The sequence below is a fragment of the Acinetobacter sp. YH12049 genome (genome assembly GCF_013419875.1).
Taxonomy (GTDB): Bacteria; Pseudomonadota; Gammaproteobacteria; order Pseudomonadales; family Moraxellaceae; genus Acinetobacter; species Acinetobacter amyesii.
The window spans coordinates 12,104-32,544 of the sequence record NZ_VOZH01000015.1 but is presented as its reverse complement, the minus strand read 5'-3'; the positions used below and the strand labels follow the sequence as shown (position 1 = coordinate 32,544).

The 20,441-nt window shown below is 40.6% G+C and carries 18 protein-coding genes; 8 read left to right on the top strand and 10 right to left on the bottom strand.

Features of this window, described 5'->3' with window-relative positions; translation table 11 throughout:
* Window positions 1-51 precede the first annotated feature (51 nt).
* From FTU05_RS08405 to FTU05_RS08370, 8 genes are all read right to left on the bottom strand, one after another.
* Window positions 52-507, bottom strand: a complete 456-nt coding sequence (locus tag FTU05_RS08405) for a bacteriohemerythrin (protein ID WP_078190032.1) — start codon at window positions 505-507, stop codon at window positions 52-54.
* A gap of 259 nt (window positions 508-766) precedes the next feature.
* Window positions 767-1,857, bottom strand: a protein-coding gene (locus FTU05_RS08400) for an IS4-like element ISAba33 family transposase (protein WP_152024001.1) whose coding sequence is annotated in 2 segments (ribosomal slippage) — window positions 767-1,317 and window positions 1,317-1,857 — 1,092 coding nt in all. Because the reading frame shifts where the segments join, the coding sequence is not laid out codon by codon here.
* 102 nt (window positions 1,858-1,959) lie between these two features.
* Complete coding sequence (locus tag FTU05_RS08395; RefSeq protein WP_111885279.1) at window positions 1,960-2,808, bottom strand: class II glutamine amidotransferase; 849 nt, start codon at window positions 2,806-2,808, stop codon at window positions 1,960-1,962.
* 209 nt (window positions 2,809-3,017) lie between these two features.
* On the bottom strand, window positions 3,018-3,926 hold the full coding sequence (gene argB, locus FTU05_RS08390) for an acetylglutamate kinase (RefSeq protein WP_078190033.1): 909 nt from the start codon (window positions 3,924-3,926) through the stop codon (window positions 3,018-3,020).
* A gap of 10 nt (window positions 3,927-3,936) precedes the next feature.
* Window positions 3,937-5,361 (bottom strand): phosphomannomutase/phosphoglucomutase, encoded by a 1,425-nt coding sequence (locus FTU05_RS08385; RefSeq protein WP_180050362.1) that lies wholly within the window; start codon window positions 5,359-5,361, stop codon window positions 3,937-3,939.
* A gap of 578 nt (window positions 5,362-5,939) precedes the next feature.
* Complete coding sequence (gene dut, locus FTU05_RS08380; protein WP_111885270.1) at window positions 5,940-6,392, bottom strand: dUTP diphosphatase; 453 nt, start codon at window positions 6,390-6,392, stop codon at window positions 5,940-5,942.
* Between the two features lie 64 nt (window positions 6,393-6,456).
* The gene (locus FTU05_RS08375; protein WP_078193107.1) at window positions 6,457-8,496 is read right to left on the bottom strand and encodes a UvrD-helicase domain-containing protein; all 2,040 of its coding nucleotides are present in this window, start codon (window positions 8,494-8,496) and stop codon (window positions 6,457-6,459) included.
* A 137-nt stretch (window positions 8,497-8,633) separates the two neighbouring features.
* Window positions 8,634-9,266: an OmpA family protein gene (locus FTU05_RS08370; protein ID WP_078190036.1), complete on the bottom strand. Its 633-nt coding sequence runs from the start codon at window positions 9,264-9,266 to the stop codon at window positions 8,634-8,636.
* A gap of 247 nt (window positions 9,267-9,513) precedes the next feature.
* Between FTU05_RS08370 and FTU05_RS08365 the strand changes: the two genes are divergently transcribed.
* The 6 genes from FTU05_RS08365 (at window position 9,514) to FTU05_RS08340 (ending at window position 14,092) form a co-directional block, all read left to right on the top strand.
* Window positions 9,514-10,437, top strand: coding sequence for an acyltransferase (locus tag FTU05_RS08365; RefSeq protein WP_180110808.1), 924 nt, complete (start codon window positions 9,514-9,516; stop codon window positions 10,435-10,437).
* Window positions 10,438-10,452: 15 nt separating this feature from the next.
* Window positions 10,453-11,517 (top strand): preprotein translocase subunit SecA, encoded by a 1,065-nt coding sequence (locus tag FTU05_RS08360; RefSeq protein WP_373685280.1) that lies wholly within the window; start codon window positions 10,453-10,455, stop codon window positions 11,515-11,517.
* Between the two features lie 125 nt (window positions 11,518-11,642).
* Complete coding sequence (minC, locus tag FTU05_RS08355) at window positions 11,643-12,362, top strand: septum site-determining protein MinC (RefSeq protein WP_078193110.1); 720 nt, start codon at window positions 11,643-11,645, stop codon at window positions 12,360-12,362.
* Window positions 12,363-12,427: 65 nt separating this feature from the next.
* Window positions 12,428-13,240, top strand: a complete 813-nt coding sequence (gene minD, locus FTU05_RS08350) for a septum site-determining protein MinD (protein WP_067670152.1) — start codon at window positions 12,428-12,430, stop codon at window positions 13,238-13,240.
* 2 nt (window positions 13,241-13,242) lie between these two features.
* Complete coding sequence (minE, locus tag FTU05_RS08345; protein WP_078190039.1) at window positions 13,243-13,515, top strand: cell division topological specificity factor MinE; 273 nt, start codon at window positions 13,243-13,245, stop codon at window positions 13,513-13,515.
* Window positions 13,516-13,804: 289 nt separating this feature from the next.
* Entirely contained in the window at window positions 13,805-14,092 is a 288-nt protein-coding gene (locus tag FTU05_RS08340; protein ID WP_067766167.1) for a PA4642 family protein, read from the top strand.
* Between the two features lie 81 nt (window positions 14,093-14,173).
* On the opposite strand, the gene FTU05_RS08335 is transcribed toward FTU05_RS08340, so the two are convergent.
* The gene (locus FTU05_RS08335) at window positions 14,174-15,076 is read right to left on the bottom strand and encodes an AEC family transporter (RefSeq protein WP_180164943.1); all 903 of its coding nucleotides are present in this window, start codon (window positions 15,074-15,076) and stop codon (window positions 14,174-14,176) included.
* 104 nt (window positions 15,077-15,180) lie between these two features.
* Between FTU05_RS08335 and FTU05_RS08330 the strand changes: the two genes are divergently transcribed.
* On the top strand, window positions 15,181-16,077 hold the full coding sequence (locus FTU05_RS08330) for a LysR family transcriptional regulator (protein ID WP_180134782.1): 897 nt from the start codon (window positions 15,181-15,183) through the stop codon (window positions 16,075-16,077).
* 41 nt (window positions 16,078-16,118) lie between these two features.
* Here the strand turns inward: FTU05_RS08330 and FTU05_RS08325 are convergent, their stop codons facing one another.
* On the bottom strand, window positions 16,119-19,232 hold the full coding sequence (locus FTU05_RS08325; RefSeq protein ID WP_180164941.1) for a DNA translocase FtsK: 3,114 nt from the start codon (window positions 19,230-19,232) through the stop codon (window positions 16,119-16,121).
* A 253-nt stretch (window positions 19,233-19,485) separates the two neighbouring features.
* On the opposite strand from FTU05_RS08325, the gene trxB reads away from it, so the two are divergent.
* Window positions 19,486-20,439: a thioredoxin-disulfide reductase gene (gene trxB, locus FTU05_RS08320; protein ID WP_180024006.1), complete on the top strand. Its 954-nt coding sequence runs from the start codon at window positions 19,486-19,488 to the stop codon at window positions 20,437-20,439.
* The last annotated feature ends 2 nt before the right edge of the window (window positions 20,440-20,441 follow it).

Here is a 20,441-nt window from a genome sequence, read left to right as displayed (position 1 = left end):
TGCGCAAATGATATTATTAGAATTTAATTGTTTTTATTTCATTTTTTGAGGTTATGAAAAGAAACGTGCAAACCAATTTTTGCCTTTTTTCTTTTCTTTTTCTTTGATGATACCCATCATATTTTCTTTAACCGCACCGACATAATCAGCATCATCGTGCTGAATATGGTTAATCAGCCATTTTGAAAGCACTTCATGTAATTCATTTTCAATCGCATGCCCCATTTCAAAACGGTCACGGTAAGATTCAATTTTTTTAATAAATAAATCATGTACGCGTTTATGTGGCACACGATATTTATAACCCGCTTCTTCTTGTAAAGATTCTTCGAAGGTAAAATGTGATTGCGTGTAATCAATAATGTTTTCCAGAATTTGTTTTACACGATCACGATCTGTATTTGCGTCAATGCCATCAATTTCATTGATGTAGTCAAGAATCCGTTTGTGTTGATCGTCAATCACATCGATACCAGTATTGTATTCTGGAACCCATTTCATTTTCATTACGACCACCTATAAATATGAAGGACTTATCACGTAAATTTCATCATATAATTAAAGAACTTAAATAAAAATGAAGTAAAAAGGTTGGTTTTAATTGAAATACTGCCATTTATATTGTAATCAATTGTTTTTATTATGTTAATTTATTTAATCCCGAGTATAAAGCTAAGATATTTTTTAATCAATTCAATATCTTAGAAAACACCCTTAATTCAATAAAGTGTAAGATATTCATTTTTATCTCTGTACACGACAAATTTCATAGGATCCTTGTCCTATCAGGCTTTTTCTTTCTTAAAATTGCTAGCACTTTCTTAAATTCTTCTTTTTTTCCAAAACCAATCAAACGTAGAATAGCCATTTGAACATAGTCCAAACCGTAGCGAAATAAACTTACTGAAAGTCGTCCATGCTTCTTTATTTTTATCGCTTTTTTCCGATCATGTTGCCATTCACCTGTTAAATAGCACCAACAGAAACCGATAGCTAGCACTGCTATCAATTTCTTGACTCGTCTAGGGTCTGTTAAACGAGTATTTTCAAGATTGAATCCACGTCCTTTGAGACAACTAAATAAGGTTTCGATTTCCCAGCGTAATGCATAATCACGAATAGCAGAAGCATTAAACATAGGAGAAACAACAAGTAAAAGTTCTCCATCTTCTAATCGTAGCGCACTAATATACAGTTTTACTCGACCAACCCAAATACGTCGTTTACGACATTCAGTTTGACCAACTTGAAGATGACGAAATAAATCACTAATTTTATGATTCCTGGCTAAGTGATTGGTCACAATAAAGTTTTTTTAACACGTATACAGAAGTTAATGTCATTTTCAATTAACCATGTAAACCATTTCTCACCGATAAATTCTCTGTCTGCGAACACATTCACAATACGGTCTTTACCAAAAATAGAGATAAAGCGTTGAATCAAAGCAATACGCTCTTTTGTATCTGAATTTCCACGTTTATTGAGCAATGTCCAAACAATAGGTATCGCTATTCCACGATAGACGATGGCTAACATCAAGATATTGATATCTCGTTTTCCCCATTTCCAATTGGTTCTATCTAAAGTCAGTTGCACTTTGTCGAATGAAAATATATTGAAAATTAACTGAGAAATTTGACGATAATCAAAATACTGACCTGCAAAGAAGCGTTGTATACGTCGATAAAATGATTGTGGTAAGCACTTGATGGGTAAGGCTTTAGATGCAGAAGAAAGATTACATGTCTGTTTTACAATTAATGCAATCATAATCAGTGTAAAACATTTTACATGTGACTTGTTCCACTTTAGATATTTGTTTAAGATGAGATGTAACTCATTGAAATGTGTCATCATATTCGTCGTCAGAAAACAAGTATTATGCCATTATTTCAATGAGTTATCTTTTTTTGTCGTGTACAAAGCATTTTTATAATGAATATCTTTCATTCAAAATTAATACTGATCTGCACGTGTGACACGTTTTAAAGATGGGTCCAGCCGCTCACGTTCTAAACGTTCAACAACCGTCTTTGCAGCACGAATTGGACGACCATGTTGAAATAAAATCATTTCACCCGGCTCAAATGCTGTCCAAACTTCGTTTTGCGTTAGGGGTTCAGTGGTAATCACGGCAACACGGTCTTCAGGCGTAGTGACTTCACTAAAATCGACTTCAACATCAATATCAATCAACTGTGCAGGCTGAAATGGAAACTCTCGAACCAGCCAATGCAGCTTGGTAATCGCATAACTAAATAGCGCCTGCCCATTCGACAAACAAAAATTAAAGGTGCCATGTTCTGCAATTTTAGGAGAAATTTCTAATAACAGATCAAACACCTGATCGAGTGTAGGTTCGGTATAACCAAAACGTTTCACCATTTGCTCGAGCAAATAGCAAAAGGCCAATTCACTGTCGGTATTGCCGACGGGGCTGAAGCGCCCTGTGAGCTCAGGCTGAAAGCCATGTAGGTCGCCATTATGTGCAAAAATCCACTGTCTGCCCCACAATTCACGACTAAATGGATGTGAGTTTTCAAGATTAATTTTGCCTTGTGTCGCTTTACGAATGTGTGCAATCACATTGCGAGATTTAATCGGGTAGTTTCGGATCAGCTCAGCAATCGGAGACTCTACAGCAGATTGATTGTCGACAAATAAACGACATGCTTTATCTTCAAAAAAAGCGATACCAAAGCCATCACAATGATCTGAGGTAATTCCTGCTCGCTGCGAAAATCCCCGAAACGAAAAAGTTATATCGGTAGGAGTCGCACAATTCATTCCGAGCAGCTGGCACATATCGATCATTTCAGCAGTAAATCTATGATTTCTCTATTGTGCATGACAGTTTTAGTTGTTGTAAATCTAAAATCGGCGCCATTGTAAGAGTTTTTATAATCCAACAGGGCAAATACATTATTTGATCTTTTCAAAAGTTACTTAGCCAACTGATAAATAATAAAAAAGCCTCAAAAGAGGCTTTTTTATATCAAAAAATGCTAAGTATCTTAAGCTTTTTTCACATTGGTTCGATTGGTTATTAATGTACCCACACCATGATCCGTAAAGATTTCAAGTAATGTTGCATGAGGTACACGACCATCAACAATATGTGCGCTGATTACGCCGCCTTTGACTGCATCTAATGCACAGCCAACTTTCGGAATCATGCCGCCATAGATCACGCCAGTTTCAATCAAACGATCGACTTCTTGGGTGGTTAACCCAGTCAGCAGATTTTTATTTTCGTCTAAAACACCCGTGATATTGGTCAATAAAATTAGCTTTTCCGCACCCAATGCTTCAGCCACTTTACCTGCAACCAAGTCAGCATTGATGTTATAGGTGTTGCCGTCTTCGTCTACACCTAATGGTGCAATCACAGGAATAAAATCGCTTTGGGTAAACATTTCAAGTACGTCAGTTTTCACACCAACCACTTCGCCAACTAGACCTAAATCAATCTGTTTTACTGAACCATCTTCGGCTGTTTTTTCCATCAATAATTTTTGCGCACGGATCAAATTACCATCTTTACCCGTTAAACCAATTGCACGGCCACCGTGTTTATTGATTAAGTTCACAATCGATTTGTTCACGCTGCCGCCCAAGACCATCTCGACAACTTCCATCGTTGCAGGATCAGTCACGCGCATACCGTCGATACGATCAGACTCACGGCCTAATTGTTTGAGGAATGAATCCACTTGTGGACCACCGCCATGAACCACAATCGGATTTAAACCAACCGTTTTCAGCAGCACGATATCACGTGCAAATGAGCTCTCAAGCTCAGGATCGGTCATGGCATTACCACCATACTTCACTACCAGCGTCTTACCCGCAAAACGTTGAATATACGGCAAAGCTTCCGTCAGGATTTGTGCTTTGTCGATGCCAGTATGTTGATGTGGCATTTGCCTCTCCTTATTGAGCATCTGGAATGTCATGAGCAATGTCTGGATAGTGCTCAACTAACATGGAAACAAACAGATCTCGTATTTCTTTTAAGCGTGCTGATGAGTTGGCATCAAAGCGTAAAGTGAAATACTCACCTGTATTCGATGCTCGAATGATGCCAAATCCATCATCAAAATCAAGGCGTATTCCATCAATTTTACTGATTTGTGCCAGAATTCGCGTAGAATTGGCTTCAACCTGCTTTAAAACTTCCGCTGGATCATGCTGATGCGTACTGACATATAAATCTTCGGTACTAAAGCGCTCTGGATATTTCGCCAAAGCTTCTGACAATGTCAGCCCCTGAGTTTGAATATATTCTAAGACCCTTAAGGCAGCATATAGACCGTCGTCATAGCCACCACCACGACCGTCATTAAAAACATAATGCCCTGCGTATTCACCACCAAAAACCGCTTTGCCTTTAGATTGGGAAATATATTTTCGCAAGAAACTACTGCCCGTTCGAATCATGACAGGCTGCGCATCTAAATCGCACACGGTATCCCGAATCATTGTTGAACATTTCACATCAAATACCACCTCTGCATGTGGTTTTTGAGTCAAACAAATTTCAGCAAATAAACACAATAATCGATCTGCAGAAACGACTTTGCCAGTTTCATCAATCAGCACTAAACGATCACCATCACCATCTAAAGCAATGCCAATATCGGCTTTTTGTAGCTGTATGGCTTGGCGGAGATGGGTTAAATGTTTGAGCTGTGATGGATCTGGAGCATGATCAGGGAAATGTCCATCAGCTTGGCAACGTAATGCCAAAACTTCACAGCCTAATTTATTTAATAATAAGGCTGCACAATGCCCAGCTGAACCATGCATGCCATCGATCACAACTTTAAGTGGTTGCTGTAAATGAATGTCATCTAAAATAAATTTCTGATAGGCCAAACAATATTCAGGCTTGATTTCGTGTGGCTCAATTTCAGTCATCAAATGCACACGTTCCGATGAAAAACAATTTCGTGCTTCGACTGCAACGTGTTGAATCATCTCTGGACAAGGTGGCTCACCTTTGATAATCCACTTGATACCATTATCTGATTTTGGATTATGGCTCGCCGTCACCATAATGCCATTGCCTTGAAATTGTCCCGCAATAAAATACAACATCGGGCTTGAGCAGCAGCCAATAATTTCCGCTTCAAGGCCAGCCTCATGGCAGACTTTTTGAATTATTTTTGCATAGGTTGGACTGGTTAAACGCGCATCATAGCCAATGGCAAGTCTCTTTTGCCCTACATCTAAATATTGTTTGACTAAGCCACAAGCAATTGACTGAACTAAATCAGCATTTAAGAGCGATATTTTCCCGCGAATGTCATATGCACGAAAAATATGTTGCGGAAAGTGACTAAACAGTGAACCCATACTATGTTCTTCTAATTACATCTTTATTAATTAAAAAATCTTAAATTCTATTTAGAATTTAAGCTTTTAATTAAAGGATAAAATCCTGAAAAAAAGTGTAGCTTTTTTATAACAATTTTAGTTAATAATCAATTAATAATATTTAAACACTGATCAAAAACTTAAAATCAATCCAAAAACACCTATTATCTCTAAATTATTTTTTTAAATAAATCAAAACTTTACAATTTATAAAATATCAAACCACGCGTTCATCTATATTTATTTTACTTTTCAAACATTTTTAAACCCCTCTTCCACTCTGTACAAATATAGTAAATTGATTAAATTTAAATCAACAAACAAGGCTCAATTTATTCTTCTCTATTAAAATATAAACCGAGTAATTTCATCAGAATTAAATTTTTCGAGATAAGCCTATAAACGATATTGATAAAAGCCTAAACACTCTAAATATAGGTTTGATTTTTAATAAATTAAAATGATATAAATAAAAACCATCACGAGGATGGTTTTTATTAGCTACTTGATTGTAGGCATTTACTTGTCAACACACTGGATCAAAAGTCTTGCGCTGATTAGTTTTTACCTGTATGACCAAAACCGCCTGCTCCTCGTTCAGTGGCTTCAAACTCATCCACAATATCAAACTGAGCTTGTACAACTGGCACTAAAACATATTGTGCTAAACGCTCACCCGGCTCTAGGCTAAATGCCGTTTGGCTACGGTTCCAAACAGATACCATCAATTCACCTTGGTAGTCTGAGTCAATCAAACCGACCAAGTTACCCAACACGATTCCGTGTTTATGACCTAAGCCTGAACGTGGCAGAATTAAACCTGCAAAGTTAGTATCTTCGATATAAATCGATAGGCCTGTTTTTACCAGAACAGTTTGACCCGGTTCAATTACGGTGGTTTCTTCTACACATGCACGGAGATCAAGACCTGCCGAACCTGCTGTGGCATAAGTTGGCATTGGCCATTCCGTACCTAAACGTGTGTCGAGAACTTTAACTTGAACTTTCATGGTTCATTCCTGTTTCAATAAAACGAATTTCAAAAAATAAATAAAATATTCTACGCTTTAAGCTTTAACGCTTAATCAGCGCGCGTAAATTTTCTAAATAATGCTGTGCTTGCTGTTTAGGATCGATATCCCCTGCCAGCTTTTTCTTGCGGCCTAACCACTCCAATTCATCTTGTGGCAGTTCGTCCAAGAAACGGCTTGGTGTCATTTGTCGCATTTGACCACCGGCTTTACGTTGCTCTGCTAGAGTCATAGTTAAGCCTTGACGTGCACGAGTAATCCCCACGTACATCAAACGTCGTTCTTCCTCGACCGTGTCAGCAGCAATGGAGTTTTTATGCGGTAGAATTTCTTCTTCCAGACCAATCAAATAAACGAATGGAAATTCCAGACCTTTCGACGCATGAAGTGTTAACAAATTGACTTTATCGGTGTCTTCTTCTTCTTGTTGCTGTTCTAACATATCGAGCAGCACCATTTTACGAATCACACTTTCAATGTTCTTTTCATCTACATCTTCAGCGCGGTTTATCAAACTTTGAATACTGCTATATAGCACTTCAATATTATCCAGTTTGGTTTTTTCCTGCGCAGGAGTAGCTGCAGATTCTTTAACATAGTCGATATAACCTGCTTCAATCATCATGCGACGAATGATCGGAACAGGTTCATCATCTTCTAATAATTCACGAGTAAAGGTCGAAATAAAGTCCGCAAATTCGGCCAATTGGGTTGTGGCTTTTTTCGGAATCGCCATGCTTAAGCGCTGGTCACCTGCTGCACTGAGTAAGGATAAATTACTTTCCTGCGCAAATAAGCCAAGCTTTTCCAAAGTCACAGGACCAATCGCACGTTTTGGCGTATTGATAATTCGTAAAAATGCACTGTCATCTTCAGGGTTGATGATCAAACGTAAGTAGCTCATCAAGTCCTTAATTTCAGCACGAGCGAAGAAAGACTGACCACCCGATAATTTATACGGGATCTGCATTTGGCGTAGCTGTGTCTCTAGAGCACGCGCTTGGAAATTACCACGGTATAAAATGGCGTAGTCTTTCCAATTTTTACCGTTCATCAGCTTGTGCGTAATCAAGTCTTTTACGACGCGTTCTGATTCATCATCGTCATTACGACAAGTAATCACGCGGATTACTTCACCATGGCCTTTATCTGACCAAAGCTTTTTATCGAAAATATGTGGGTTATTGCCAATAACTGTATTGGCAGCTTTTAAAATACGACTGGTCGAGCGATAGTTTTGCTCAAGCTTAATCACTTTCAGATTACGGAAATCTTCCTTCAATAAAGCCATGTTCTCAGGCTTAGCACCACGCCATGCATAAATCGATTGGTCATCATCACCTACCGCAGTGAATTGTCCCATGACACCCACGAGTAATTTCACCAAAATATATTGCGCGGTGTTGGTATCTTGATATTCGTCGACCAATAAATAGCGGATTCGATTTTGCCAACGATCACGCACTTCTGCATTTTCTTGTAATAAGCGCGTTGGCATGACAATTAAATCATCAAAATCAACGGCATTGTACGCACGTAAATTACGCTCATACAGTTGATACAAATGCGCAAATTGAACATCTTCTGCTGTTTCACAAGTGGTGTGCGCTTGCTCAGGTGGAATCAGATCGTTTTTCCAATCTGAAATCATTTTCATGGCTTTGGCAATCAGCTCTTTACTTTCTGCACCGGATAAATTGTCGCGATGCATTAAGTCCATCAAAATGCGTTTGCAATCATCTGCATCTAAAATTGAAAAGTTATTTTTTAGCGGTGTATTTTTTAATTCCAAACGGAGCATGTTTAGCCCAAAGTTATGGAAGGTAGAAACCGACAGCCCTTTTGCCTCTTCACGGCTCATCAGCTTCGTCACACGCTCTTTCATTTCTCGCGCGGCCTTATTGGTAAAGGTCATCGCGGTGATGCGGTGCGCAGGAATACCACAATGCTTCACCAAATAGGCAATTTTACGGGTAATAACCGATGTTTTGCCTGAACCTGCCCCTGCAAGTACTAACAAGGGTCCTTGAGTGTATTTCATTGCTTCAAGTTGCTTGTCGTTCAACTGACTTGCCAGTGACATAGTCTTTCCTCTTTTTAATTCGAGGATGATTATAGTCATCTGAAACGATCTTGCCTAATGCAAAATGTATTTTATCGGTCATTAAAAATGCCATAAAAAAAGCCACCCGAGGGTGGCCTTTCGTTTCGAACTAAAACTTATTTAGTTTCGTAAACTGAGATTTCTACGCGACGGTTTTGTTCACGACCTGCAGCAGTTGAGTTATCCGCTACTGGAGAAGTTGAACCGTAACCACGTGCAGTAATACGAGTTGAAGAAATACCTTGAGACGCTAGGTAGTTTTTCACTGAGTTTGCACGGTTTTGAGAAAGTGGGTTGTTGATCGCATCAGAACCTGTGTTATCTGTGTGACCGTGTACAACGATTGCAAGTTTGTTTGCAGTACCGTCTTCACGCAATACTTTAGCAACGTCATTCAACGCAGATTGGAACTGAGATTGAATAGTTGAAGAGTTAGTTGCGAAAGTTACTGATGGCATAACAAGGTTGATCGAACCATCTGGATTACGACCTACGTCAACACCAGTACCAGCCAATTCTTGTTTAAGACGTTGTTCTTTCTTATCAAGAAGAAGACCAGCACCCGCGCCAACTACAGCACCAATTGCTGCTGCTTGACCCATTTTGTCTTTATCAGCATTAGAATAAGCAATACCAGCGCCTAAAAGAGCACCTAAACCAGTACCGATTGCTGCTTTGTCATATTCCATGTTTTGACAACCAGTAAGTGCCATTGCCCCAACTACTGCCGAAATTACTAGTGCACGCATTGCATGCCTCCTTCTTTGTGTTTTGTTGTATGGTTGAAATGATGAAGTAAAACAAATGGCTGAACCATTGATTTTTTGTTAATAATAAAACGTTTAGTTACAATTTGTAATATGAATACGAGATTTATTTGTTAATTCCATCACAATTTCTTCACAGTTCAGCAGATGCCCTTTTTTATTTAATCAACTCGAACTATATTTACTAGAATCAATCATTATTTGGACAATTTCCGCTAGGACTTTTTATATGTCATCTCAAACAAATAAGCAACCGACACTAAAAAAAATTAGCAAAGGACTTACCGTCGGTTCTGTTATGACAGGCAGTACTTTTTTCCATGGTCCTCCTGTTTTAGCCCTTGGTCTGACCAAACTCTTTAAAAAATCAAAAAAGGTTGATGAAACCAACATTAAAATCACCAACAGTTGGCTCACCGTCAATAATTGGCTGATTGACCATGTTCTGCCCAATACCGAATGGGACATTACCATCGATGAAGACCTCGATTTAAATTTGCAGGGTCGTTATCTCATGACCTGTAATCATCAAAGTTGGGTCGATACGACAGTCAACCAATATTTTGGTTTAACCCGTATGCCTCTGACGCGTTTCTTTACCAAATGGGAACTCATTTTCATTCCATTTGTGGGACAAGCTTTTAAAATTTTAGGCTTCCCAATGATGAAACGTCATAGCAAAGAACAAATCGCGAAAAATCCTGAACTTAAATATCGAGATATGGAAGAAGCGCGTAAATCTTGTGAACAGTTATTGAGCCAGCCTTTTACCCTGCTGAACTATTTGGAAGGCACTCGCTTTACCCCTGAAAAGCATGCGCAGCAGCAGTCGCCGTATCAAAACCTTCTTAAGCCAAAAGCGGGTGGTTTAGCACTAGCACTCAATATTTTAGGGGATCAAGTTGATGCCCTCGTAGATATGACCATCGTCTATCCAAATGGTGCACCAGGTTATGGCGAATTTTGGCTCGGTGAAGTTCCACGTATCGCCGTGGATTTACGTAAAATTGAAATTCCAACGTGGGTGCATGGCGGCAACTATGAAGATGATGCAGAATTCCGTGAAAAATTTCAGCATTGGGTAGATGAGCTGTGGACGGAGAAAGACCAACTCATTACTCGTATGAAAGCTAAATACTCAGTTACTGAATAATTAAGAAGAAGTTTTATGTCGCAGAACAGCATGCCGCAAAACAAGAAATCTAAATATCATCATGTCAATCCAAACAGTTGGTCATTCAAACTGTTTTTGATTTATGACATATTCATGGTGTTTATTATTGTTTTTAACTTGTTCTGCCTGTGCATGAACTTTTTCCTCATGAGCAATCTTGGCAGTTGGTTCTTTAACAGTATCCACCTGCCCGATGTGCTAAGTTTTTACCGTGAACATTTGCATCCATGGGTGATTACCACCGAAGCGTGGTTTATTATCTTTTTGATAGTCGAATTGTTGGTGCGCTGGGCGATTGCCATCATCAACAAGCACCATCAGCGCTGGTTCTTCTTCCCATTTATACATTGGTACGAAATTTTAGCCATTGTGCCGCATTTACGTTTCCTGCGTTTATTTCGCGCAGGCGTGATTGCGTATCGACTATATGAAATGGGTTATCAGATCGTGCCATCAGCATGGCAAAAGAAAGCTTTGTTTTATTATCGTGTGGTGATGGAAGAATTGTCTGATCGAGTGGTACTCACCGTACTCGATGGGGTTAGACATGAGTTAAACACCAGTACCACACATAAAGATTTGATTAGCAATGTCGTTCAGCATCACCGCGAATTATTCACCCAATTCTTGGCCGAAATTTTGCAAGAAAATTTAAGCAAAGAGCTGCGTGCTGAACGTGAATTGATTGCCAAAAATGTCGGACAGATTGTCAGTCAGGCCATTGAAGACACCCCAGAACTCACGCAGCTATTGCGTTTAGTGCCGATCGTTGGCAGCCGCATTGAACAGCAGATTCAAAGTATCGGGCAACGCTTAGGTGAAAATATTACCCAAGGTTTAATTTCCCCATTGGCTTATCCCAATACATCGACGGCTCAAAAACCCAATCTATATTTAGACATTTCACAGCGTGTTAGCCGTATTGAAATCGAAAATAATGCCCAGCTGGATGAGTTGGTTCGCTCTGCGGTTTTTGAAAGTCTAGAGGCTATTCGTAAGCAAGTGAAAGTAAAACAGTGGCAGCAGATTATGCAGGAACAGGACCAAGCTACAGAATAAACACTTAGTCAAAAATAATTGCGAACTCCGCTAGAGTATTCATGCAAATTGTTCTAGGATTTGCTCTATTTACAACATAACTACTTCGGCACAAAAGTAATAGTTAGAAGTCTCAAGGATTCAATATGGCTGATATACGGATAAAAGGCAAAATGGTCAATGCGATTCGCATTCACCTCGATACCAATGATCATGATGCGATCCGCCAGCAACTTACTCCAATGTTCCAAAAGGCTTTTCCACCTGGAACATTAGCCGTGATTGAAAGTACGGTTGATCAAGAACTAATTGCATTGATTCAACTACTTATTAGTATTGAAATTCAACCGATTGGTGTCACTGAAGGTCCGCTATCGGACCAAGCACGTGCTATCCAATTTCCCGTAGTTCCTGCGGATCGCAAACTACAACAAGTTAAACCGACACGCGAACAAGTGGTTGAAGAACCCGCGCCTGCAGAAGAAAAAACCGAAGATAAAATTGCTGCAGTCGAAGTACCGACCATTCGTCATGCTACGTCGTATCACAATGAAATCTTACGTACAGGTCAATGTTTAGTCCAAGACCATGGCGATATCATTATTAATGCTGGTATTAATAGCGGTTCAGAAGTAATTGCTTCAGGAAATATACATATTTATGGTAGTGCTCGTGGTAGAGTCATTGCCGGAGCTGGTGGGAACACGGCTGCACGTATTTTCTGCCATTCATTAGAAGCTGAATTGGTTTCAATAGCAGGGACTTACTGTGTCGCTGATGATATTCCACCTCATGTGGTCAAACAGCCAGTACATATTTATTTGAATGACCAGCAAGAGCTAGTATTTGAAGCTTTGCAATTTTAATGTATAAATAATCACCAAACCCCTAATTAAAAAAGGGGATTTAAACCATAACAGGAGTGGATTCGGTGGCGAAAATTGTTGTCGTAACATCAGGTAAAGGTGGCGTAGGTAAAACAACTACAAGCGCATCTTTTGCAACAGGTTTAGCCCTTCGCGGCCACAAAACTGTTGTGATCGACTTTGATGTGGGTTTACGTAACCTTGACTTGATCATGGGCTGTGAACGCCGCGTTGTATATGACTTTGTAAACGTATTGAATAACGAAGCTCGATTACAACAAGCGCTTATTCGCGATAAAGATATTGAAAATCTCTACATTTTGCCAGCATCTCAAACACGTGATAAAGACGCGTTAACAGATGAAGGTGTAGCACGTGTGATGGACGAACTTTCTCAAGAGTTTGATTACATTATTTGTGACTCACCTGCGGGTATCGAACGTGGTGCAATTTTAGCAATGTATCATGCTGATGAAGCGATCATTGTGACGAACCCAGAAATTTCTTCGGTACGTGACTCTGACCGTATTATTGGTATGCTCGACAGCAAAACCAAAAAAGTAGAACAAAACGAAGGTCGTATCCGTAAGCATCTCTGTATTACACGTTTCAATCCAGAACGTGCGGATAAACAAGAGATGTTGACGATTGATGACATTTCAAAAGATATTTTACGCGTACCGACTTTAGGTGTTATTCCTGAATGTAAAAGCGTTCTACAAGCATCGAACGAAGGTAAACCAGTGATTCTGTTTACAGAAGAAGCGGCTGGCCAAGCGTATGATGACCTTGTTGCACGTTTCCTTGGTGAAGAGCGCCCTTACCGTCACATTACGGTAAAACCTAAGGGTTGGTTAGCACGTCTATTTGGAGCGTAATCATGGCAGGATTCTGGAGCAAACTTTTTAGCAGCGACGAGAAACCGTCAAGCGCACAAACGGCAAAAGACCGTTTAAAAGTCATCGTGGCATCTGAAAATGGTCTGGGTAAACGCCTCAGCCAAGACAAGATCGACATGATGAAAAAAGAAATCATGCAAGTGGTAAACCGCTATGTTCGTGGTGTAGATGAGCAACATATTCAAATGTCTGTTCGTTCTGAAGCGAATATTGAAATGCTTGAAATGAATATCAATTTGCCTGAAGAACGTTAATCTGAATTCTGATTAGCCAAGTAAATTGAATCAAGGCAAAATGTGAGGCTGGATCAGTAAAGCGCTGCTTTACCCAGCCGCAAGACGAGAAGCTTTGCTTTGAGTGGGCTGGATTAGTTTTATTCCTTTGTCAGATCAAAAGTTTTGCTTCGGGTAAACGGGATAACAAAAAATAACTTTTGATCCAACCATAAAATGAGTCGCTTAACTTAGAGATGGCGAATAAAACCATTTTACTTGCGTACTCATTTTTGCCTTTTTGTATTTTTAAACCAGCAAGGAGATTGCGATGGCATTATCTCAGCCAGCAACGTTCAACGAAGAATGGTCAGATGAGCGTGTATTTGCCTACCTTACTCAGCTTCCTCCTGAAGGAGTGAATGGCGACTTTCACGTGCTTTACCATGCTTTCAAACATATGCGTCCAAATGACTATGAGCGTCTTTTGACTCAATTCGTTGCCGATGGCCGTGATGTGAACGCAACTAATCCTGAAGGTCAGCGTATTCATGACGTGATTGCTCAATACCCACGTCAAAGCGCAGGTTTCCTCGAAGTATTGGCAAAATTTGCTTAATTTCGAGTAACAAAAAAAAGCCCGCATGATGTGGGCTTTTTTTATCTGATTTAAAATCAGGGTGATAGTATTTCAGCATGATTAATGCACGATCAACATGAGCAATGGAAACATCAAGCCAAAACCAATGGTTTGTACACTAATAATGGCCGCCATCAGTTGTGAATCACCTTGATAATAGCGTGTCAAAATATAAGACGATGATGCAGTTGGCAAAGCAAAAAAGACCACTAAAATCATTCGCTCAAAATCAGTCAGACCCATCCAAGTACTCAATAGATAAGCAATACATGGCATTAACATGAGACGCCCTATCGTATTTAAACTTAAACAACGTAGATCGGCGCGCATTTGCTGAAACTGTAATGCTGCCCCAACAGAAAGTAGTCCGAGCGGTAAACTCATGGCTGCCAATATTTTTAATAATTCAGGTAAGCCATGAAACAGACTCAAGCCTGATAAATTAAACAATACCCCTGCCACACAGCCTAAAATTAAGGGATTTTTTGCGATGGACTGACAGGTCTGCCCCAATTGCTTCACACTTAAATTTGAAAAAGCCAATACTGAAATAATATTAACTAAGGGCACAGCAACGGCAATTAACATGGCAAACATTTGCATGCCTTCTGAGCCAAACAGCGCCCCCATTAATGACAAGCCAATATAGGTATTAAAACGAATATGACTTTGGATATACACGCCAAAACGCTGCACGGGGATATGCATAAACTGCTTGATCCCCCACAACACGATGCTGATCAAACAGGTGCCCGCAACCAGTACTGTCAACATTCGTGAAACAGTGTTCATATCCAATTGCACGGCTGATACATTCAAAAATAGCAGCACAGGAAATAAAACGTAGTAATTGAGTTTTTCTGAATTTGCCCAAAATTCATCCTGAACAAACTGTGTGTATTTAAGGATATAGCCCATCGCTATTAATGCAACGAGGGGAAACAATGCGACGACGATATTCATGCTGTACGCCTTGAAATAAACAAGCTATTTCATCTTTAACCATTTATGTAGCACAATATAATCCTCATCTAGACTCATAACAAAATGAGCAATTACTCATGGCAATGACATTTTCTCAGCTTGAAATTTTTATTAAAGTCGCAGAACAACAAAGCTTTACTCTCGCTGCTCGGCAACTGGGAATTACTCAGTCGGCTGTCTCTCATGCATTAAAGTGTTTAGAGCAACATTGGAATGTCAGCTTATTTAGCCGTGAGCAAGGCGAAATAAGCCTGACCCACATTGGTCAGCAGTTATTGCTGCATGCCAAAGAAGTCATCAATACCGCACAAATCATGCAACAAGAAGTGCATGCCGCACATGGTATTCAACAAGGAACACTGAGAATTGGTTCTTTTGGTTCTTCTAGTTCGATTCATCTGCTTCCAGAGCTATTAAAGGCGTATCGAGAACGTTATCCGCATATTGAGATCTATGTCGAGGAAGGCACCGATGCAGAAGTGTCTCGTTGGATTTCTGAACGTCAAATTGATGTGGGTTTTGCCGTACTCCCTAAGCCGCAACTGTTCACCTTCCCCTTAATCCAAGATATTTTCATTGCCTTGATTCCAGATAGTTATTCAGTTTCCAAACACAGTCATTTAAATATCCAAGACCTACAAAACTACCCCTTTATTATGACCCGTGCAGGCAGCCAGTCCCATGTCGAAAAACTGCTTAAACAACACCAAATACAACCTAAAATCACCTATCAAATGTCGCAACTGCTAACCATTTTAAACATGGTGAATTTACAGGAAGGGATTGCTATCGTTGCGGATATGGCGATGCCTGCTGAGCTGTTGGCGCTACATCCACATGTGGTTAAACGTCCACTCTTTCCAAATACCCAACGGCAGATTGGACTCGCCGTAAAAAATCAAAAACTCATGAGCCCGGCCTGCAAAGCTTTTATCGAACTGGCCCAGTCCATGTTCTACCAAGAAGAGTTCACAATCTAAAAATAAAAAAACCTGCCGAAGCAGGTTTTTTGTTTTAGGACTTAGACCAAAATATCTCGTTTACCATTTGGCCCCATCCCACTGACGATACCATTTTCTTCCATCTGATCAATAATCCGTGCAGCACGGTTATAGCCGAGACTGAATTTACGCTGTAAAGATGAAGTCGATGCTTTACGTGTTTCCAAAACGAAACTAACACATTGATCATACAGCGCATCACGGTCTGATCCACCATCACCATCTTCAAAACCGCGAGATGTCGGCTCTTCATCATAAGGCGTGAGGATCTCATCGACATAATTCGGTTCACCGCGCTCTCGCCATGCATCACAAATACGGTTCACTTCATCGTCTGAAATAAACGCGCCATGTACTCGTTCAGGTTCAATTTTACCCGGTCCGAGGAACAACATATCACCATGACCCAGTAAGTCTTCCGCACCACCAGCATCTAAGATAGTACGTGAATCCAGTTTACTGTTGACACGTAACGCAGCACGGGTTGGAATATTGGCTTTGATCAAACCCGTCACCACATCTACGGTTGGACGCTGTGTCGCCAACAGCAAATGAATCCCTGCTGCACGTGATTTTTGTGCAAGACGGGTAATCATTTCTTCGGCTTTTTTACCCACTTGCATGATCATGTCAGCAAATTCGTCGGCAACAATTACGATCAACGGCATTGGCTGTAAACGTGGCGCACGACTTTGGGTTGCAGAGTCATCTGGCTTCCAAGTTGGATCAATCAGATCTTCACCATTGGCCATTGCTTCTTCAATTTTGCGGTTAAAGTCAGTCAGCTTACGCACTTTCATCAAAGACATCAGCTTATAACGACGCTCCATTTCATTCACACACCAGTTCAATGCACTCACCGCATCTTTCATGTCAGTTACAACAGGCGTTAATAAATGTGGAATATCGTTATAGTTGGCAAGTTCCAACTGTTTCGGGTCAATCATGATGAGTCGCAGTTGCTCTGGTGTGTATTTCAACAACATCGACAACAACATGGCATTTACTGCGACTGACTTACCAGAACCCGTAGTACCCGCCACCAACATATGCGGCGCTTTCGCCAAATCTGCTAAGACAGGATTACCCGAAATATCTTTACCCATCGCCATACTGAGTAAGGCATTTGGATCACGGTATGCCGGCGTTTCTAACAGCTCAATAAGACGAACCATTTCACGTGAACTATTCGGAACTTCAATCCCGATATACGGTTTACCCGGAATGACTTCCACCACACGTACAGAAGCCATAGACATCGAACGTGCCAAGTCACGTGAAATATTGGTGACTTTAGACGCTTTCACACCAGGTGCCAAGTCAAGTTCAAAACGTGTTACGACTGGTCCCGGCTGTGCCTCTACAACTTTGGCTTTGACATTAAACTCTTGCAGTTTAATTTCTAAAAGTTCAGACAAGCGAGACAATTGCTCTGCAGTGAAATTGACTTTCTTGTTCGGATCTACAGGATCTAAGATTTCCAAGCCCGGCAAAGTCGGTAAATCCAAGCGTTTTTGTGCCACTTGCATCGCACGTGACATTGGACGACCAGAAGCATCAGTTAAAGGCGCATCAAAGTCAAAATCATCTTCGAGATCTAAATCGATGTCTTCTGGTTTACCCGCCGTTTCTTGCCACACTTCACGGAAGGCATCTTTATTCGAGCTGATTAAGGCTTTTTCATCATCAGATACAAAAGTCTGCGGCTGCGTATTAATTTCAGCACGAACCAAAGGCGTAGATTGCGCATAACGACTGGTTGTACGAACCGGCTGCGCCTGTTCTATTGCTTGCTCTGCTTCTTCAACCAGCAAATCATCGAGATCATTAAATTCAGTTTCAGCACTGATATTTTTCGGTGTGGTCAGCGGTGTAATCTGTGCAGCTGCCACACCTAAACCTGCAACTGTGGGAGCAGCACCTGTAGCAAACTCATTTGAATGCGTTGCAGGACTTTCACTTTGCGCTGTATTAAATGGGCTATGCACATCCGTCGCTGTTTTACTATTCGGGACAGCCGCTAACAGCTCATCGAAGATTTCATCATCATCCCAATCGACTGATTTTTTAGCAGGTTGCACCGCTTCTGTCGGAGAAGTCGAATGCACATCTGCTGTTTTGTTGAAATATTCAGTTTGATTGGCAGGCTGCTCTTCTTCTGCAGCTTTCAGTAAAGCATCAATATCTTGTTTGTGGCGTTGGTCATCATTGGAATGTAATGCGCGCCAAACTTCACCTGTTGCAACAACACGTTGTTTATCTTGTTCAAGCTGATGCACTTTCGCCAAGGTATGTTCAAAATCTTCATCAGATGGTGTAGCAGTCTCTGCCAAGTCGACTGCAGATGAATGTTGTGCGTTCCATTCTTTGTCTGCCCATTCTTTATCGGCAATATCATCAAATAAACGTTCAGCGACGCGATCACGTACCACAGGATCGACATCGACCGCATGATGTTCATCGGCTGGTGTTACTGGTGCAACCACTTTTGATGCATGCGCAGCAGCACTCTCTTTTTTAGTCGTTGGCACTGTACGGTCAAAAGCGGTATCGCCTTCAGGGACATTACGATAGAACAAATCTTGCAGATAAGCTGGTGTGGATTTCATGGTTGCCCATGTCTTATTCCACTTAATGCCAAAGGCCAAAGTGAACAACATGATCCAAAATGCAATAAGAAATATTGCTGCACCATAGACCGTTAATATTTGTTCAAGACTTTGACCCAGTTCATAGCCAATGATCCCGCCCGATGCATTTTCTAAAGTATCTTCAGGGACATTCCAAAACAGGAAAAGTAAACTTGAAGTTGCCAGTAAAATAAAGAACTGAGCGGCATAGCGAAATGGACGGTTTAGAAAACTACGTGGCCACCACACTTGAATTGCTTCGAGAAATAAATAGACAGGTATCAGCAGACTTGCCCAACCTAAAAATCCATAGAGTAAATCAGCGATCCATGCACCTGCGACGCCGCTGGCATTTGAAACTTGCTGAGTATCACTGGATAAATGCATCCATCCCGGATCAAATGGCGTATATGTGACTGTTGCAAGGAACAGATATATCCCAAATGAAACAAGGAATAAAGTCATTATTAAGCGCTGTGCATATGCACCCGACACCGCTGTCATATACGTTCCTGTAACCAATTCTTCATGAATGTTTTTGTCATTACCCACAACAAAAATGGGCTGAATCTAAACCTGTTATTATGCACCTGTTCAATAAAAAAGATGCAAGATAATTTAAGTATAGTTGTTAACTTTATTGTATATAGCTCAAAACGATTTCGATGATCAATAATATCGACTTTAATCTCACACAATCGTTTCAAACTTTGACGTATAATTCCACAAATTATCATATAAAAAAAGGATTCTACGGATGAGCGCTCGTCACTCACGTCTAATTATTTTAGGTTCTGGTCCTGCAGGTTATAGCGCTGCGGTATACGCTGCCCGTGCGAACCTGAAACCGACACTCATCGCAGGTATTCAATTAGGCGGTCAATTGACTACAACGACAGAAGTAGACAACTGGCCAGGTGGTGCAGAAGGTTTAACAGGCCCTGCCCTAATGGAACAAATGCAAGCTCATGCTGAACGTTTTGGTACAGAAATTGTGTATGACCATATCAACGAAGTGGACCTCAATGTTCGTCCGTTCGTGCTTAAAGGCGATATGGAAGAGTTTACTTGTGATGCATTGATTATTTGTACAGGTGCAACTGCACAATATTTAGGTCTTGAATCAGAAGCTGCTTTCATGGGTCAAGGCGTAAGCGCATGTGCAACATGTGATGGCTTCTTTTATAAAAATCAAAAAGTCATGGTTGTCGGCGGTGGTAATACTGCTGTGGAAGAAGCGCTGTATCTTTCAAACATTGCTTCTCATGTCACTCTTGTACACCGTCGTGACACTTTACGTTCAGAGAAAATCCTTCAAGATCATCTTTTTGCAAAAGAAAAAGAAGGTAAAATCAGTATTATCTGGAATCACCAAGTGGATGAAGTTATTGGCGATAACACCGGTGTGACTTCTGTACGTATTAAATCTACGCAAGATGATTCAACTCAAAACGTTGATGTCACTGGTATGTTCGTGGCGATTGGTCACAAACCAAATAGCGGTATTTTTGAAGGTCAATTGAACTTACGTGATGGCTACATCCAAGTTCAAAGTGGCACCGCAGGCAACGCAACACAAACGTCTATTCCAGGCGTATTTGCTGCGGGTGATATTGCCGATAGTATCTACCGTCAAGCGATTACTTCTGCAGGTTCAGGCTGTATGGCTGCACTCGATGCTGAAAAATACCTTGATGCACTCGGCGAATAATC

What these genes read in the sequence shown, in the direction of transcription:
- FTU05_RS08370 (WP_078190036.1), bottom strand. Translation starts at nt 9,266, where the DNA reads ATGCGTGCACTAGTAATTTCGGCAGTAGTTGGGGCAATGGCACTTACT.
- FTU05_RS08325 (WP_180164941.1), bottom strand. Translation starts at nt 19,232, where the DNA reads ATGACAGCGGTGTCGGGTGCATATGCACAGCGCTTAATAATGACTTTA.
- FTU05_RS08340 (WP_067766167.1), top strand. Translation starts at nt 13,805, where the DNA reads ATGGCATTATCTCAGCCAGCAACGTTCAACGAAGAATGGTCAGATGAG.
- FTU05_RS08405 (WP_078190032.1), bottom strand. Translation starts at nt 507, where the DNA reads ATGAAAATGAAATGGGTTCCAGAATACAATACTGGTATCGATGTGATT.
- FTU05_RS08360 (WP_373685280.1), top strand. Translation starts at nt 10,453, where the DNA reads ATGTCGCAGAACAGCATGCCGCAAAACAAGAAATCTAAATATCATCAT.
- FTU05_RS08365 (WP_180110808.1), top strand. Translation starts at nt 9,514, where the DNA reads ATGTCATCTCAAACAAATAAGCAACCGACACTAAAAAAAATTAGCAAA.
- dut (WP_111885270.1), bottom strand. Translation starts at nt 6,392, where the DNA reads ATGAAAGTTCAAGTTAAAGTTCTCGACACACGTTTAGGTACGGAATGG.
- minC (WP_078193110.1), top strand. Translation starts at nt 11,643, where the DNA reads ATGGCTGATATACGGATAAAAGGCAAAATGGTCAATGCGATTCGCATT.
- FTU05_RS08385 (WP_180050362.1), bottom strand. Translation starts at nt 5,361, where the DNA reads ATGGGTTCACTGTTTAGTCACTTTCCGCAACATATTTTTCGTGCATAT.
- FTU05_RS08375 (WP_078193107.1), bottom strand. Translation starts at nt 8,496, where the DNA reads ATGTCACTGGCAAGTCAGTTGAACGACAAGCAACTTGAAGCAATGAAA.
- FTU05_RS08335 (WP_180164943.1), bottom strand. Translation starts at nt 15,076, where the DNA reads ATGAATATCGTCGTCGCATTGTTTCCCCTCGTTGCATTAATAGCGATG.
- trxB (WP_180024006.1), top strand. Translation starts at nt 19,486, where the DNA reads ATGAGCGCTCGTCACTCACGTCTAATTATTTTAGGTTCTGGTCCTGCA.
- argB (WP_078190033.1), bottom strand. Translation starts at nt 3,926, where the DNA reads ATGCCACATCAACATACTGGCATCGACAAAGCACAAATCCTGACGGAA.
- FTU05_RS08330 (WP_180134782.1), top strand. Translation starts at nt 15,181, where the DNA reads ATGACATTTTCTCAGCTTGAAATTTTTATTAAAGTCGCAGAACAACAA.
- FTU05_RS08395 (WP_111885279.1), bottom strand. Translation starts at nt 2,808, where the DNA reads ATGTGCCAGCTGCTCGGAATGAATTGTGCGACTCCTACCGATATAACT.
- minE (WP_078190039.1), top strand. Translation starts at nt 13,243, where the DNA reads ATGGCAGGATTCTGGAGCAAACTTTTTAGCAGCGACGAGAAACCGTCA.